A 13,970-nucleotide genomic window follows, 5' to 3' on the forward strand; every position below is an offset into this window, starting at 1 on the left:
AGGCGAATCGTGAGCAATCTTGAGGCAGACCCCATCGAATACGACTGTGCAGCGGGGCCTCCCAACCGAATCGAGATTCTCGAGCCGCGTGAGGTGCCGCTGGGCGGCCCGCGCGCCATGATGGTCCGTCGCACCTTGCCGCAGCGCGAGCGCTCGCTGGTCGGAGCCTGGTGTTTCGCCGATCACTACGGTCCGGAAGACGTGCGCACCAAGGCCGGGATGGATGTCCCACCGCACCCGCATACCGGTCTGCAGACGGTCAGCTGGCTGTTCAGCGGCGAGATCGAGCACCGCGATTCGCATGGCGTTCACGAGATGGTGCGGCCCGGCGAACTGAATCTGATGACGGCCGGCGCCGGTATCTGCCACTCGGAGGTCTCCACTCCGGGGACGACGATCCTGCACGGTGTCCAGTTGTGGGTCGCGCTGCCCGAGGCCGCGCGCCACGGTTCCCGCAATTTCGATCACTATGCGCCACAAGCTGTTTCATTCGGCGATGCCACGGTGTCGGTGTTCCTCGGCGCGCTGGCCGGGCAGCGCTCCCCCGTGCACACGCACACTCCGCTGCTCGGTGCGCAGGTCGATCTGCCGGCCGGTGCCACGGTCGAATTCGACGTCGACCCCACCTTCGAGCACGCCGTACTACTCGACCAGGGTGCGCTCACCGTTGCCGATACCCCGGTGCGGCCGTACGAAATGGCTTACCAGGGCGTCGGATCCACGCGGCTGACGCTCGCGAACACCGGTACCGAACCGGCTCGCGCCGTCATCCTCGGCGGCACGCCGTTCACCGAGGAACTGCTGATGTGGTGGAACTTCGTGGGGCGCACGCACGAAGAAATCGTCGAGTACCGCAATCAGTGGCAGGCAGAGTCGGAACAGTTCGGCGAAGTCCTCGGTTATCAAGGGGAGCCGGCACGGCTGCCCGCTCCCCCGCTACCGACCACCCGCCTGGTCCCGCGGAAACCACCCACCGGAGGAAAGGCCCCAGTGATGCTCACCGACAAGAACGGCGAACCGGTCGAGGTGACCCAGGAGGCCGACCGGTTCAGCATCGCGGTCGACGGAAAGCCGGTGGGGCTCACCGCTTTCGTCGAGCACGGTGAGCAGCGGGTGTTCTACCACACGGAGGTCGACCCGGCGTTCGGCGGGCGCGGACTGGCCAGCGTGCTGATCGCCCAGGCACTGGCGACCACCCGGCAGCAGGGCAAGCGCATCGTGGCGATCTGCCCCATGGTCAAGGCGTACGTCGAGAAGCACCACGACTTCGACGACATCCTCGATCCGCGGACGCCGGAGATTCTGCGGCTGCTGCCGCGCTAGACCGCCAGAGCGTCAGCCTGCGTGCAGGCGTCGCTCGGGATGGTCTGCCAGCCACCGCTCCTCGACTCGCTTGACCCGCAGGTGCTCGAACGTGATGATCAGCGCTCCCGCGGTGACCAGCGCGCCGGCGATCAGGCCCAGCGGGAGCTCGAGTCCCGTGTGGCCGAACGCGGTTGCGAAGACGAAGCCGGCGATGGTGACGATGCCGAGTGCGATCAGGCCCAGGCCAGGTAGCCACAACGTGTCGATGAAGGATTCACCGGCATGCGGTTGCGTGGTTCGGGAATGGTCCACCGGATCGTGAAACGCGCCCTTCATTCGCATCTCCCTCCTTGCCGAAGATGCCCTTAGGCTACGCCCAAATACGGACCATTGTGAGATAGTTCACACTCGGTCCGACAGTTCTCGGCGAGCTCGGCGCGCACCCGGGCGCGAAGTAACTAGCGCGGCGGCAGCGATGCGGCGGCGGGCGCGGCCGGGACGGGCGGCGGCGGCAGGGCGGAGCCACGGACCCACTGATCCCACGGCATGCTCCAGTCGCCGTTCTGGCTCAGCATCTGCGGCGGGCCACCGGTGAACTTGACCTCGACGACGTCCCCGGGCACGGAGAAGTCGTAGAACCATTTGGCGTTCTCGCTGTTGAGGTTCAGGCAGCCGTGCGAGGTGTTCTGTTTGCCCTGCGCCCAGATGGTTGCGTTCAGCTGGTGCAGGTAGATGCCGTCATGGCTGATCCGCGTCGCCCACGGGATGGTCTCCTTGTAGCCAAGGCGGCTACTGGTCGGCAAGCCGAACGTCGAGGAGTCCATGATCACCGGGTTGGCCTTGTCCATCACGGTGTAGACGCCCGGCGGCGTCCAGAAGGAGATGACGGTGTTGCCGATGGTCTCCGTGCCGCCCATGCCCATCGAGGTCGGCATGGTGCGCACCAACTGGCCGTTGTCGAAGACGCTCACCTGGTGCGTGTGGTCGTCGGCGACGGAGATGTGGGCATTGCCGATCCGGAACGAGACGCGTTCGTCCTGCTGTCCGTAGGTGCCGTCGCCGAGCCGGACGCCGTAGATCTTGGCCGCGACGGTGACCGTCGTGTTCGGGGCGTAGTACTTCTCCGGGCGCCAGTGCGCGTTGGCGTCGTCGACCCAGTGCCACGAGCCGGGAACCGGCGGGTTGGTGGTGACGATGAGGTTGCGCTCGGCGGCGGCCTTGTCCTCGATCTTTTCGTCGAAGTGCGCGGTGACCACGACGCCGATGCCGTAGGTCCCACCCTCCTGCAGCGACGCGCCGGACACGGTGTTGAGGTACACCGCGGTCTGGTAGTCGGGGTTGAGCGTGGTGAAGCTCGACGTCTGCCGTGACGGCATGCCCGAGGGTCCGCGTGCCTCGATCGTCATCGTGTACTTGCGGCCGTAGCCGAGCTGCTCGGCCGGCGTCCAGGTCTTGGCGTCGGGTGCGAGCGTCCCGGGAATCTCTTTTCCGGCTCCGTTGACCATCGACACCGCGGTGATGGTGCCGCTCTCGGCGGTGACGTTCACGGGCGCGGCCGGGCTGACGTCCTTCGCCCCGCCGGCCGGCGTGACGCGCACGATGGCGGGCTCCGGTGCGGCCGGCTGCGAGACGGACAGATCGCGTGCCGCCGCGACCACCTTGCAACCCTCCTGGCAGCGCGACGTCGACGACACCACAGTCCCACCGAGCACGGCGAGGACGGCCAGCGCAGCGGCCAGCCAGGCGCCACGGACACGGCGAGATGAGGTCAACACAGCTCCAAAGTTCGGCGTCGGCCAGGGATTGTCGGATGGACGTACTCGAGGTACTGCATCAGACTAAGCGGTCGGCCGGGTTCTTTGCACGTCGGATGAAGCTCGTCTCGATTTCGCCACAGCACCACTTCGGCGTGTCGGCTGGCAAACGCCGTCCGATGTGTGATAGTCGCCGAATTCCGGTCATTTCGCCGGCGCCGGACCGCGACGCACTGACCAGCGCTTTCAGTCAAAGATACTGCATGCCAACATCTTTGAGCAGCGCTGCCGCATCGAAACCGAAACATGTCGGGCCACAAAACAACTCACGACACAGGGCGTGCCCTGCTACGTGAGTTCACCCTGAGTGGCGGCTACTGACTCGCGAATCGGTTGAGGGTGCCCCCGTGCATCGCACGACCGGCGCGGGCCTGGCGGAAGCCGATCAAGCCACCCGCTCCGGTCAGCACCAACAGGCCGGTGAAGCCCGGAACCGCGACGGCGGCGACCTCACCGAGGCCGGCCGCGCGGAGGTCGTCCGAGTACCCCGCGCGGTATGGCGCCGCGGCGACGATGGCGTTGTCGGCCGCGAAGGTCCGGTCAGCCGGTTGGGGTCCGCGCACCGGCAGTTCCCCGGTGACGCCGGTGTGGCCCGCGAAACGTGAATCCGTCTGCGCCCCAACGGATGCCGGAGGCTGGATGCGGGTCCCGAGGCCACGTTGGAAGGACACGGCCTGCGACGCACCGGAAGGCGACGTGAGGGCGGCCGACGACAGCGAGGCCGCTGCCGCGGTCAACCCGTCGACGACCGGCAGCGCTTGCGCGACAGCAAATCCCGGTAACGCGGCCACGCTCCGGATCGGCTCCGCCACTGCCGCGGGCAGCGGCCCGGTCAGCGCCGTCACCGGCGCCATCGGCGCGTCCGCCACGACGAGGGCGGTCTGACCGGCCGCGGCGCTCGCCTGGACCAGCGGAGCGGAGACCGACTGGACCACCGGCACAGTGGCCGGAGTTTCGGCAATGTTCGCGGGTTCGCTGGCAGCTTCACTCTGGGTTGTGTTGACGACACCCGAGGGCAGTCCGGCGGACGTACTCGAGGACGGGTTCGCCGAGGAGATGTTGGAGCCGTTGCGACCGTCACCGAACTTGGGCGCCAGTTGCTGGCCTGCCGACGACGTGACACCGAAGCCGGTGAGTGCACCGGTTCCGACCGTGGTCGCGGTGGATGTCAGCCCACCGAACGCCTTGCGCAGATCGCCGATGGCGGACAGGCCCGGGCGGGACGTACCTGAGCTGTCCCCACCAGCATCACCTGAAACAGTCGGCGAAAGCGGCATATCGAAGGGTGCGGCGTGCGCTACGCCGGCGCCGAAAACCGGCGCGGCGACCAACCAGGTCACCGCCGCCATGCGCAGGTGCGTCGCCACGCTGCATCCATCCTCTCGAAGCCGGCCGTAAGGGGCCTTGGTCTAGTTTGCCACGAGAATTTTCTATTGCGAAAATTTTGGTGGCATCAGTCACCATATTAGGGCAGTCGGCGCCAGTTATCAGAACGGAACAGTCGGCAGGTACTTGCCGTCGAGCGTAATGACGGCACGTTCGCCACCATCGGGGTCAGCAACCTTCTTCACATCCAGCCGGAAGTTGATGGCGGAGATGATGCCGTCGCCGAACTGCTCGTGGACCAGGGCCTTGAGCGTGGTGCCGTAGACCTGCAGCATCTCGTAGAAGCGGTAGATGGTCGGGTCGGTGGGCACGCCACCGGGAATGGAACCGCGGGTGGGGATGGTCTGCAGCAACCGCACCGCGTCGTCGTCCAGCCCCAGCAGGCCGCCGACGGCCTTCGCCGACTCCTCGGGAAGCGCGTGCTGCCCGAGCACGGCGGCCGTCGTGAAGGCCACCGACAGGCCTGCGGCGTCGGCGATCTGCTGCCAGGACAGGTCCTTGCGGGTCTTGGCTTCGACAGCCGCGGCGGCGAGGAGCTGGCGGGCGGTGGGGTCGAACTGGGCGTGGATCATGGCGGGGCTTCCTTTCAGGGGACGGGTTGGTGCCGGGGATCGAGGTCAGGGCCGGGTCAATGCTGCGCCCACGCGCCGTACGGCACCATCGGGTTGGTCCCGAAGGGCACGTACGGGTTGGCGCCGCCGAGGAACGAGTCCTGCGCGTACACCGGCGCCGGCCCGGGCAGCGCTACGGACCCGCCGCCGTCGGCCGGCGCCGGGGCGGCCAGTGCGATGCCGAGCGCCGCGAGTGCGCCGACGGCCAATCCGGTTGCCACGGCACCGAGGCTGTTCTTCTTCATGGTGATACTTCCTTTCTTGCTGCATTCACCATGTACGAACAGCATGTATAACGTCCAATAGCTACTTTTCTATCTAGCTATAAACAGAATCTATAGTTGGTCGTATGGCTGGACTCGAACTCCGTCACCTGCGGTATCTCCTCGCCGTCGCCGAACACGGCAACTTTTCCCGCGCCGCCGAAGAGCTATATGTGTCGCAACCCACGCTCTCGCAGCAGATCAAACAGCTGGAAACGGCGCTCGGCGTCCAACTCCTCGACCGCGGCGGCCGCACCGTGCGGCTGACGGATGCCGGCGCCGCCTTCGCCGAGCGCGCACGAAGCGCACTCCGCGAACTGGCCGCCGCCGAACGTGCCGTCGAGGACGTCCAAGACCTATCCCGCGGGCATCTGCGCCTGGGCATCACGCCCACGTTCATCACCTATCTCATCGGACCACTGACCGCCGAGCTGTACGCCCGCCATCCCGGGATCAGCCTGACCGTGGTCGAGATGTCTCAGGACAACATCGAAGCGGGGCTGCTCGCCGACGATCTGGACGTGGGCATCGCGTTCGTCGGCTCGCCCGTCGCCGGCATCGAGGCGGCCGCGCTGTTCACCGAGCACCTCGGCCTCGTGACGAGTGGCCCGCGGGCCGGGAACCTGGCCGCCCCCTTGCCGGTGCGCGCGCTGGCCGACGTTCAGCTGGCGCTGCTCAGGAGCGACTTCCTCACCCGGACCCATATCGACACCTATTTCGCGGCACACCATGTGGACCCGCGGATCACCGTCGAAGCCAACTCCGTTCAGGCCCTCACCGAGATCGTGCAGCGCACGCCGCTCGCGACGGTCTTGCCGGATGCCGTCACCCACGACCATCCGCACCTGACACCGGTCCCGCTGGACCCGCCCATACCGACCCGGACCGTCGCCCTCCTGCGACGGGACGGCGGCTACCACAGCGCCGCCGCCTCAGCATTCGTACGGCTCACCCATGAACTCGTCGCGAGCCGGGGCTATGCACCCGCGGGTGATCGGCAGTCCATCCAGGAATAGGGCTGAAGATGTTGCAGCGCCGGTGGTTTCATCGAATCGGCGCCTCCGGTGGCTGCCGGAGAACGGAGGTGGAAGTCCCTCCCACTCTCAATTTATGACAGACACCGGGGCTTGCCGCAAGGCCCCGGTGGTGCCGCACAATCGTCCGGCCAGTCGATACGACGAATGGGGGATGTCATGACGAACACGCCGAAACCTTTTGAAGTGCATGAGTCGGGCGCGCTGCTGCACGGCACCAAAGCCGACCTTGATGTGGGCGACCTGCTGCGGCCCGGGCGAGAGTCGAACTACGAGACAGGCCGGGTCTCGAACCACGTTTACGTCACGCGGACGCTGGACGCCGCGGCCTGGGGAGCCGAACTCGCAGCCGGCGACGGCCGGCCGCGCATCTATCTCGTCGAGCCGGTCGGCGAGGTGGAGGACGACCCCAACGTGACGGACAAGAAGCTGCCGGGCAACCCGACCCACTCCTACCGCACGCGTGAGCCGGTGCGCATCGTCGGCGAACTCACCGACTGGGTCGGCCATTCACCCGAGCAGCTTCAGGCGATGCGCGACGGGCTGGCCGACCTCCAACGCCGGGGACTCGCCGTCATCTACGACTGACCGGCCGGCGGCACGGATGGGAACGCCAGAGGTCTTCCCCATCCAACATGCGTAAGTTTAGACTTACCATTAGTGGCTACTTACGAAACCGCCGACCCGTGGGGCGCACTCGCCGACCGCACCCGTCGGACGATATTCAAGCGGTTGGCCGCCGGGCCGCTCGCGGTCGGCGAACTGGCCGAAGGGCTGCCGGTCAGCCGGCCCGCGGTGTCGCAGCACCTCAAGGTGCTGCGCTGCGCCGGGCTGGTCACCGACCGGCAGGTGGGCACCCGGCGCATTTACCAAGTAGACCCGCGCGGCGTCGAGGCCCTGCGGGCCGAGCTCGACATGTTCTGGGACAACGCATTGACGGCGTTCAAGTCGATCGCCGACGAAGAAGGGAGGCAGTCATGACCGAGGTGGCACCGATCCGCAAGAGCGTCGTCGTCGAGGCGCCGCTCGACAAGGCGTTCGCATTGTTCGTCGGCCGCTTCGACGCCATCAAGCCCCGCGACCACAACCTGCTGGCGGTGCCGATCGCGGAGACGGTCTTCGAAACCCGGGTCGGCGGCCACATCTACGACGTGGGGACCGACGGCAGCACGTGCCGGTGGGCGCGCGTGCTGGCCTACGAACCGCCGAGTCGAGTGGTCTTCTCGTGGGACATCGGGCCGACGTGGCAGATCGAATCGGACCCGGACAAGACCAGCGAGGTCGAGGTGCGCTTCATCGCCGAATCCGACGAGCGCACGCGCGTCGAACTGGAGCACCGGCACCTCGACCGCCACGGGGCCGGCTGGCGGTCGGTGGCCGACGGTGTCGACGGCGAGGCCGGTTGGCCGTTGTACCTGGATCGGTACCGCGGCCTCGTCTCCGAGGAGGCATGACGATGTCGGCGCAGCATTCGATGCTGGACCTCGCGTACGAGGAGCGTCGCGACCTCGCCGCGTATCTGCGGACGCTGTCCGACGCCGACTGGCGGGCCCCCACCCTGTGCACCGAGTGGACGGTCAAAGACGTTGTCGCCCATGTCGTGAGCTACGAGGAGCTCAGCGCGGTCGGGCTGCTGAAGCGCTTTGTCCGGGGCCGGATCGTGCGTGCCAATGAGGTCGGGGTGCAGGATTTCGCGACCTACAGCCCGGCTCAGTTGATGGACTTCCTGGAAGCCCATCTGCGCCCGCAAGGGCTGACGTCGGGTTTCGGCGGCATGATCGGGCTGGTGGACGGGACCGTTCATCACCAGGACATCCGCCGGGCACTCGGCCACCCGCGCACCATCCCCGCCGAACGCCTCGAACGCATCCTGCCGGCGATCCCGGGCAATCCGAGACTCGGCGCGGGCAAGCGGATCCGGGGATTGCGCCTGCGGGCCACCGATGTCACCTGGGAGCACGGAAAGGGCCCCGAGGTGCTGGGCACGGGTGAGGCATTACTGATGGCGATGACCGGACGCCCAGCCGCCGCCGATGAACTGGGCGGTCCCGGTCAGCCGATCCTCGCGCAGCGGCTGACCTAGTGCGAGTGATGATCGTGGTGGCCCTCGTGGCTGACGTCAGGTGACCCGCCCATCATGCGCAGCATCGGGATTCCGCCGGTACGCACGAATCGGATGATCAGCACCGCGGCCAGCAGCAGGAAGACGATGTTGAGCCAGGTGGTGTAGTTCCACGTGATGCCGCCCTCCATCACCATGGCGTTGCGCTGCGTGGGGATGAGACCGGTTGCACCGAAAAGCAATTCGACGACATATCCCGCCGCGACCATCGACACGTAGAAGGTGGCGAGCAGCGTCAGCATCATCCGGGTGCCGTAGTACTTCCGGTAGATGTTGAGGATCGGCAGGATCAGCAGGTCGGCGAAGATGAAAGCGACCACGCCGCCGAAGCTGATGCCGCCGTTCCACAGCACGGCCGCCAGGGGCACGTTCCCGATGGAGCAGACGAACGACACGATGGCCACAACCGGCCCGACGATCGGTCCCCAGATCGCCGCCCAGGTGGGGTCGTCGGCGAGGAAGAAGTTCTCCCAGAACGTATTTGGCACCCACGCGCCGATGGCGCCGGCGATGAGCAGACCAAGGATCAGGTCTCGCAGGATCGCCGCCCACTCCATGACGAACACGTGCGAGACGGACGTGAAGCCGGGCGCCGAGAACAGGCGCTTGGTGAACGAGCCCTCGCCCTGCACCGACATGTCCATGGCGGCATGGCCTTCCATCGAGCCCGCGATGCCGTGGTCCGCCTGCGCGCGGGCCTCGTCGATGAGTCGGCTGCGGACGAACAACCGGAACAGCACCGCCAGGACGACGATCATGATCGGGCCACCGACGAATTCGGCCGCGGTGAACTGCCAGCCCATCAGCAGCGCCAGGATGATGCCGAGTTCGACGACGAGGTTGGTGGAGCCGATCTCGAATGCCATCGCGGCGGTGAAGTTGGCGCCTTTGCGAAACAGCGAGCGGGCCAACGCCACTGCCGCATACGAGCACGACGACGATGCCGCGCCCAGACCCGCGGCCACGGCAAGGGTTTTCGGCTTGTCGTCGCCGAGCAGCCGCACGATGGTCGACTTCCGGACGACGGCCTGCACCACCGCCGAGAGCGCGAACCCGAGGATCAGCGCCCAGAGAATTTCCCACGTCATCGAACCGGCCAGCGCCAGTGCATGTCCGATCGCGCTCATCGCGGAGTCCACCCCAGTGACGTTAACCCGTCAGCGGCGTTCCGGATCGTCGAGCGTGGGGGTTTACGCGGAATTCGGGCCAGCTCTCGTCGGCAGGCCCGACTCTCGATGACTAGCCGGGGCTACCGATGAATTCGATGCCCGCGTTGATGGCCGGCCGGTGCCGCAGCATGCGGTAGTGCGCGAGCTTGCCGAGTCCCTTGGTGGTGAGCAGCTCGGACCCGGGCCACGAGGCGGCGAGCTTCTCGCTCGACGAGTACGGACTGTCGGGGTCATCGGGATCATGGATGAGCAGCACCGGCGGGTGGTTGGCGCGGGCCGCGAGGTTGACCATGTCGGTGTCTCCCAGAGACATGCCGATCCGGCGGACCAGGCGCCGTTGCAGGCCCGCGCGGATCCGCCGGCCGAAATTGTGGCGCGCGGCGAACAGGTCCAGATACATCGGGTAGTCGCCCATCGGCGCGAGCAGCACCAGTCGCCCGACCTTCGCGCCGTTCAGCGCCGCGGCCATGGTGGTCGCGTTGGCCCCGAGCGAGTGGGCGACCACGGCGTGGGCCGGTCCGTGCTCGCGGATGACGGCCGCGACGGCGTCGGCACATTCGATGGCGGTGGTCCGTCCCGGCGCGAGCGCGCCCGGGTCGGACTCGTTGTGGCTGGGCAGGTCGAACGCGATGACCCGGTACCCGGCGGCCACGAGCGGCTTGACGAACATGCCGAGATGCGGACGACGCCCGCCCCAGCCGTGCACCAGATACACCGGCGGCCCGTCGCCCCAGGATTCCCCAGCGATGCGGTGGCCGTCCCAGTGCGCTTCCAGCGGCTCACCGGGGCTGACGCCGGGCGGCATGCGCAGGCTCTGCTCGATGATCGGCGGGGTGCACCACAGCTCGGTGGCCCACCGGGATCCGACGGGCGGTGCGAACCGCTCGAGCAGCGCGAACTGCTTGCGAATCTTGGGATCGACCGGTGGCTGCACACCGGAACCCTCGACGTCGAGCACGACGTCACGGTCCGAAGACGACTCGACCATGCGTCGAATCCTAACGACCGCCTTCGATTCGGCCGACGACGAGCCATGGCGGAGGCCCGAGAAACACGTCAGGCCCCCTCGAAAGGGGGCCTGATCAGTGTGGCAGGTACAGGATTCGAACCTGTGTAGGCTTCCGCCGACGGATTTACAGTCCGCTCCCATTGGCCGCTCGGGCAACCTGCCGGGTTCGTCGCCTCCCGGTGACCCCGGGTTTGGCGCGAGTAGCAGAGTACAACGAAGATGTACCGAACACGAAAACGGGACCCCCATCAGGGGCGCAGATACGGAGGGCAATCCAATGGCGGATTCATCGTTCGACATCGTCAGCAAGGTCGACCGGCAGGAAGTCGACAACGCGCTGAACCAGGCCGCCAAGGAGCTGTCCACCCGCTTCGACTTCCGCGGCACCGACACCACCATCGCCTGGAAGGGTGACGAGGTCATCGAACTGGTCTCCTCGACCGAGGAGCGCGTCAAGGCCGCGGTCGACGTGTTCAAGGAGAAGCTGGTCCGCCGTGACATCTCGATGAAGGCGTTCGACGCCGGCGACCCGCAGCCCAGCGGCAAGACCTACCGGGTCTCGGGCACGCTGCAGCAGGGCATCAGCAGCGAGCAGGCCAAGAAGATCACCAAGATCATCCGCGACGAGGGCCCCAAGGGCGTCAAGGCACAGATTCAGGGCGACGAGATCCGGGTCTCGAGCAAGAAGCGCGACGATCTGCAGGCCGTGCAGGCGCTGCTGCGGGGCGCCGATCTGGACGTGGCACTGCAGTTCGTCAACTACCGCTGACGTTCAGCTGTCGCTGTTCAGCTCTTTGGTCAGGTTGGTGCCGTTGTTCTTGCTGTCGCCGTAATGGTTGGTCACGTTGCGGCATTCGCCGTAAATCTTGAACCGGAGCCGATTCTCGCCCTGGTAGTACTCGATGTTGACCGCTACGCCGTCGCGGTTGATGGTGCCGCCGTACATGTGTTGGGAGGGCAGCTTGTCTGACCATCCCGACGCCAGCATGGCCGCCTTGACCTGCTCGGCATAGTCGTGACCGCTGACGCCCGACGGCAGCGACGCACTCATCTCGATGTAGCCCTTGTTGAGCGGCGATCCCATGTCGTTGCAGAACTCCAGATAGCCGCCGCCTTGAACGTCTTGCAGCCCGGCCGCTTTCCGTAGTTGCCTGCCGGCGTTGATGACTTGGGCCATGGACTCTTCATCGGTCATGGGGTGCGCTGGACGATCGTCGTGGGGAAGCAATCCACATCCTCCTAACATCAGGGCGATCACGGCAGCCGCTGTACCGACGCGATATCGACTACTTGTAATCATGGTCGTTCTTCACCGTCTCACCTGGGCGATTGGATTCGGGATCCGAATATGCCGGGGTCCCGGGAATGGGGATGTCGACGTGCGGCACCGGGACCTCGATGCCGAACGGCAGATCGACGTGGTCGGGCGTCGAGAAGGTCGGCTGATGCCGCTCGGCGGCCAGTAGTCCGTCGGCCGCAAGGCGTTCACTGTGCCCGCTCGCGATGTCGGTCATCGCCCGCAATGACTCACTGCCCATGTCGTAGTACTTCGAGTGGTCGTGGATACTCCAGCCGGTTTCGCCGGCCACCTCGGCCCGGAACCGGGTGGCGCCGAATCCCTCTGCCGATGGATCGGTTCCCAGCCCGGCGACCGGCCCCAGCGGGTTGCCGAGCTCGGTGTTCAGCCATTGCGCCGCCCCCGGACCGCCCATACCCAGCCGGGCGACCGGGTCGGTGGATGCCGCCCCGACGTACACCTGGCCACCGTTGACGTGGAAGTCGGCGGCGCTGTGCGCCAAATCTGTCCCCGGACAACCGATCAGCACCACATCATTGACTTTCATGCCGCTGCCCGCGCACGCATCGGCAACCGTGGTGGACCCGTAGGAGTGGCCCATCACCGTGACGTGCGACGAGCCGAGATGCGTCGCAGCCAGCCCGTTGACGTCGGCGGCCAGCAGGTCGCCGCCCTGCCGGGCCAGGGTCGGGTTCGCGATCCGTGGATCGGTGAAGCTGTCAGGCGCGTCGTAGCCCATCCACATCATCACCGCGGTCGATCGACTCGGGTCCGCCAGCGCCGCCTGGTCGTACACGTGGATCGCATCGTCGTGGCCGTCGGCCAGCCAGCCGTCGTGGACGCTGCTGCCGGTGCCGGGCACGATCACCGTCGTGTTGTTGGCCGTGTCGGGGTTTCCGAGGCAGATGGCGGCCCGGCCCTGCCCGCCGTCGGCCTCTGGTTGATAAGCCCAGAGCATGACCGGGCGTTGCTTGGTCGGGTCCAAGGTGGAACCGCGCTGGTGCGCCAACCCCTCGCTGGTCCGCCGCGCGTTGTAGAACCGCGTGGCGTCCGTTTGCGTCAGCCCGAACCGGCCGGGGTCCTTGAGGACGTCATCCTCGGAGACGTGATTGCGGCCCGCGATGTCGCGGACCCGGTTCAGGTCGTCGTTCAGCACCTGCTGATTGACCGCGTCCCGAGCACTCGCCGGGACGCCGTTGAGGTTGCCCAATTCCGGCGGATGCCGGGCGATCAACTGCTGTCTCTGCTCCGGCGTGAGCGCGGTCCACCATTTGTCGACGTCCTCGGGGTTGGTCCCCGGGGGCGGAATCTGGATCTCCTGCCCGCCGATGTTCACCGGCGCCGAGGGCTTCTGGCCTTGTACTGCCTGGTCGATCGCCGTGGCTGTGAGAGTGTCGGTGGTCTCGAAGGCCTTCAACTGCTCCTGAATGGCCTTAGTGAAGAACTCCGCCGTTTTCTTGACGGGCCCCAGGTCTCCGATCAGCCACTGTTGCGGTGTGACCACGCCGTCGTCACCGACCGAGAACCCGAGTTCGAGCGCGGTGTCGACGAATTCGAGAAGGGTGCTGCGCAGCGAGGTCAGCTGGTTGCCGCCATCGGTCAGCGCCTTGGTCAGCTTGTCCAGCCGGGCGCGGTAGGCCTCCTGCTCATCGATCAGCTTCTGTGCCTTGGCGATTGCGGCGTCGCTCGCCTGCCCTTGCCAATTCGCTTTCAAGTTGGCCAGCTGGCCGCGTTCGACGCCGACGACGATCTCCAGGGCGGCCGACGTCGTCCGTACGTCAGCGGCGGCGTCGAGCATCGCCCCGGGCTTGGCCGCGCGCACACGCGATACCGTCACCACTGCCGCACCCCCTCGGCGATCGCTCCTCCGATCGTCGCACAGCTCGCGGGTACCAACCGACACAACATGCAATCCGCACCATCGACCGGACACTCCGCCAATCCCGTCGCTCCGCTCGCC

16 protein-coding genes, 1 tRNA gene and 1 pseudogene are annotated in these 13,970 nt (G+C 66.8%); 8 read left to right on the forward strand and 10 right to left on the reverse strand.

All coding sequences use genetic code 11. The features are described 5' to 3' along the window. Positions 1-9 precede the first annotated feature (9 nt). Together ACWW1C_RS23950 and ACWW1C_RS23955 are read left to right on the forward strand one after the other, a co-directional pair. A pseudogene (locus tag ACWW1C_RS23950) lies at positions 10-975 on the forward strand (pirin family protein); the annotation flags it as partial. A gap of 18 nt (positions 976-993) precedes the next feature. Continuing rightward, positions 994-1,323, forward strand: a complete 330-nt coding sequence (locus tag ACWW1C_RS23955) for a GNAT family N-acetyltransferase (protein WP_455984415.1) — start codon at positions 994-996, stop codon at positions 1,321-1,323. Between the two features lie 12 nt (positions 1,324-1,335). On the opposite strand, the gene usfY is transcribed toward ACWW1C_RS23955, so the two are convergent. The 5 genes from usfY to ACWW1C_RS23980 form a co-directional block, all read right to left on the reverse strand. After that, positions 1,336-1,641, reverse strand: a complete 306-nt coding sequence (gene usfY, locus ACWW1C_RS23960) for a protein UsfY (protein ID WP_455980577.1) — start codon at positions 1,639-1,641, stop codon at positions 1,336-1,338. A 122-nt stretch (positions 1,642-1,763) separates the two neighbouring features. Then, positions 1,764-3,080, reverse strand: a complete 1,317-nt coding sequence (locus ACWW1C_RS23965; RefSeq protein ID WP_455980578.1) for a L,D-transpeptidase — start codon at positions 3,078-3,080, stop codon at positions 1,764-1,766. Positions 3,081-3,433: 353 nt separating this feature from the next. Next, on the reverse strand, positions 3,434-4,486 hold the full coding sequence (locus tag ACWW1C_RS23970; protein ID WP_455980579.1) for a hypothetical protein: 1,053 nt from the start codon (positions 4,484-4,486) through the stop codon (positions 3,434-3,436). Between the two features lie 120 nt (positions 4,487-4,606). Next, positions 4,607-5,077, reverse strand: a complete 471-nt coding sequence (cynS, locus tag ACWW1C_RS23975) for a cyanase (protein WP_455980580.1) — start codon at positions 5,075-5,077, stop codon at positions 4,607-4,609. Between the two features lie 56 nt (positions 5,078-5,133). Further along, entirely contained in the window at positions 5,134-5,361 is a 228-nt protein-coding gene (locus ACWW1C_RS23980; RefSeq protein ID WP_455980581.1) for a hypothetical protein, read from the reverse strand. Between the two features lie 104 nt (positions 5,362-5,465). On the opposite strand from ACWW1C_RS23980, the gene cynR reads away from it, so the two are divergent. The 5 genes from cynR (at position 5,466) to ACWW1C_RS24005 (ending at position 8,496) form a co-directional block, all read left to right on the forward strand. Further along, a complete protein-coding gene (gene cynR, locus ACWW1C_RS23985) occupies positions 5,466-6,395 on the forward strand; it encodes a transcriptional regulator CynR (RefSeq protein ID WP_455980582.1) in 930 nt (309 codons plus the stop codon). A 177-nt stretch (positions 6,396-6,572) separates the two neighbouring features. Further along, positions 6,573-7,001 carry an NAD(+)--rifampin ADP-ribosyltransferase gene (arr, locus tag ACWW1C_RS23990; protein WP_455980583.1) on the forward strand — a complete coding sequence of 143 codons (429 nt, stop codon included), beginning with the start codon at positions 6,573-6,575 and terminating at the stop codon, positions 6,999-7,001. A 72-nt stretch (positions 7,002-7,073) separates the two neighbouring features. Then, positions 7,074-7,394 carry an ArsR/SmtB family transcription factor gene (locus tag ACWW1C_RS23995; protein WP_455980584.1) on the forward strand — a complete coding sequence of 107 codons (321 nt, stop codon included), beginning with the start codon at positions 7,074-7,076 and terminating at the stop codon, positions 7,392-7,394. Then, on the forward strand, positions 7,391-7,867 hold the full coding sequence (locus ACWW1C_RS24000) for an SRPBCC family protein (RefSeq protein ID WP_455980585.1): 477 nt from the start codon (positions 7,391-7,393) through the stop codon (positions 7,865-7,867). The genes ACWW1C_RS23995 and ACWW1C_RS24000 overlap by 4 nt, the downstream gene beginning before the upstream one ends. 2 nt (positions 7,868-7,869) lie before the next feature. Then, complete coding sequence (locus ACWW1C_RS24005) at positions 7,870-8,496, forward strand: maleylpyruvate isomerase family mycothiol-dependent enzyme (protein ID WP_455980586.1); 627 nt, start codon at positions 7,870-7,872, stop codon at positions 8,494-8,496. Here the strand turns inward: ACWW1C_RS24005 and ACWW1C_RS24010 are convergent. The 3 genes from ACWW1C_RS24010 to ACWW1C_RS24020 form a co-directional block, all read right to left on the reverse strand. After that, positions 8,493-9,662, reverse strand: a complete 1,170-nt coding sequence (locus tag ACWW1C_RS24010; protein WP_455980587.1) for a permease — start codon at positions 9,660-9,662, stop codon at positions 8,493-8,495. The two genes, ACWW1C_RS24005 and ACWW1C_RS24010, sit on opposite strands and share 4 nt — an antisense overlap. Positions 9,663-9,774: 112 nt before the next feature. Next, positions 9,775-10,692: an alpha/beta fold hydrolase gene (locus tag ACWW1C_RS24015; protein WP_455980588.1), complete on the reverse strand. Its 918-nt coding sequence runs from the start codon at positions 10,690-10,692 to the stop codon at positions 9,775-9,777. Between the two features lie 100 nt (positions 10,693-10,792). Beyond that, a tRNA-Tyr gene (locus ACWW1C_RS24020) sits at positions 10,793-10,875 on the reverse strand. A gap of 115 nt (positions 10,876-10,990) precedes the next feature. Between ACWW1C_RS24020 and ACWW1C_RS24025 the strand changes: the two genes are divergently transcribed. Beyond that, positions 10,991-11,482, forward strand: coding sequence for a YajQ family cyclic di-GMP-binding protein (locus ACWW1C_RS24025; RefSeq protein ID WP_138250539.1), 492 nt, complete (start codon positions 10,991-10,993; stop codon positions 11,480-11,482). Between the two features lie 3 nt (positions 11,483-11,485). On the opposite strand, the gene ACWW1C_RS24030 is transcribed toward ACWW1C_RS24025, so the two are convergent. Beyond that, the gene (locus tag ACWW1C_RS24030) at positions 11,486-11,971 is read right to left on the reverse strand and encodes a hypothetical protein (protein WP_455980589.1); all 486 of its coding nucleotides are present in this window, start codon (positions 11,969-11,971) and stop codon (positions 11,486-11,488) included. A 28-nt stretch (positions 11,972-11,999) separates the two neighbouring features. Next, positions 12,000-13,847, reverse strand: a complete 1,848-nt coding sequence (locus ACWW1C_RS24035; RefSeq protein WP_455980590.1) for an alpha/beta hydrolase — start codon at positions 13,845-13,847, stop codon at positions 12,000-12,002. Positions 13,848-13,970: the final 123 nt, after the last annotated feature.

This window comes from Mycobacterium sp. HM-7, assembly GCF_053852335.1.

Bases quoted from the DNA above. Each gene is read 5' to 3' on its own strand.
- arr (WP_455980583.1), top strand. From the start codon at position 6,573: ATGACGAACACGCCGAAACCTTTTGAAGTGCATGAGTCGGGCGCGCTG.
- ACWW1C_RS24010 (WP_455980587.1), bottom strand. From the start codon at position 9,662: ATGAGCGCGATCGGACATGCACTGGCGCTGGCCGGTTCGATGACGTGG.
- cynR (WP_455980582.1), top strand. From the start codon at position 5,466: ATGGCTGGACTCGAACTCCGTCACCTGCGGTATCTCCTCGCCGTCGCC.
- ACWW1C_RS23955 (WP_455984415.1), top strand. From the start codon at position 994: ATGCTCACCGACAAGAACGGCGAACCGGTCGAGGTGACCCAGGAGGCC.
- usfY (WP_455980577.1), bottom strand. From the start codon at position 1,641: ATGAAGGGCGCGTTTCACGATCCGGTGGACCATTCCCGAACCACGCAA.
- ACWW1C_RS24005 (WP_455980586.1), top strand. From the start codon at position 7,870: ATGTCGGCGCAGCATTCGATGCTGGACCTCGCGTACGAGGAGCGTCGC.
- ACWW1C_RS23980 (WP_455980581.1), bottom strand. From the start codon at position 5,361: ATGAAGAAGAACAGCCTCGGTGCCGTGGCAACCGGATTGGCCGTCGGC.
- ACWW1C_RS24000 (WP_455980585.1), top strand. From the start codon at position 7,391: ATGACCGAGGTGGCACCGATCCGCAAGAGCGTCGTCGTCGAGGCGCCG.
- ACWW1C_RS24025 (WP_138250539.1), top strand. From the start codon at position 10,991: ATGGCGGATTCATCGTTCGACATCGTCAGCAAGGTCGACCGGCAGGAA.
- cynS (WP_455980580.1), bottom strand. From the start codon at position 5,077: ATGATCCACGCCCAGTTCGACCCCACCGCCCGCCAGCTCCTCGCCGCC.
- ACWW1C_RS24015 (WP_455980588.1), bottom strand. From the start codon at position 10,692: ATGGTCGAGTCGTCTTCGGACCGTGACGTCGTGCTCGACGTCGAGGGT.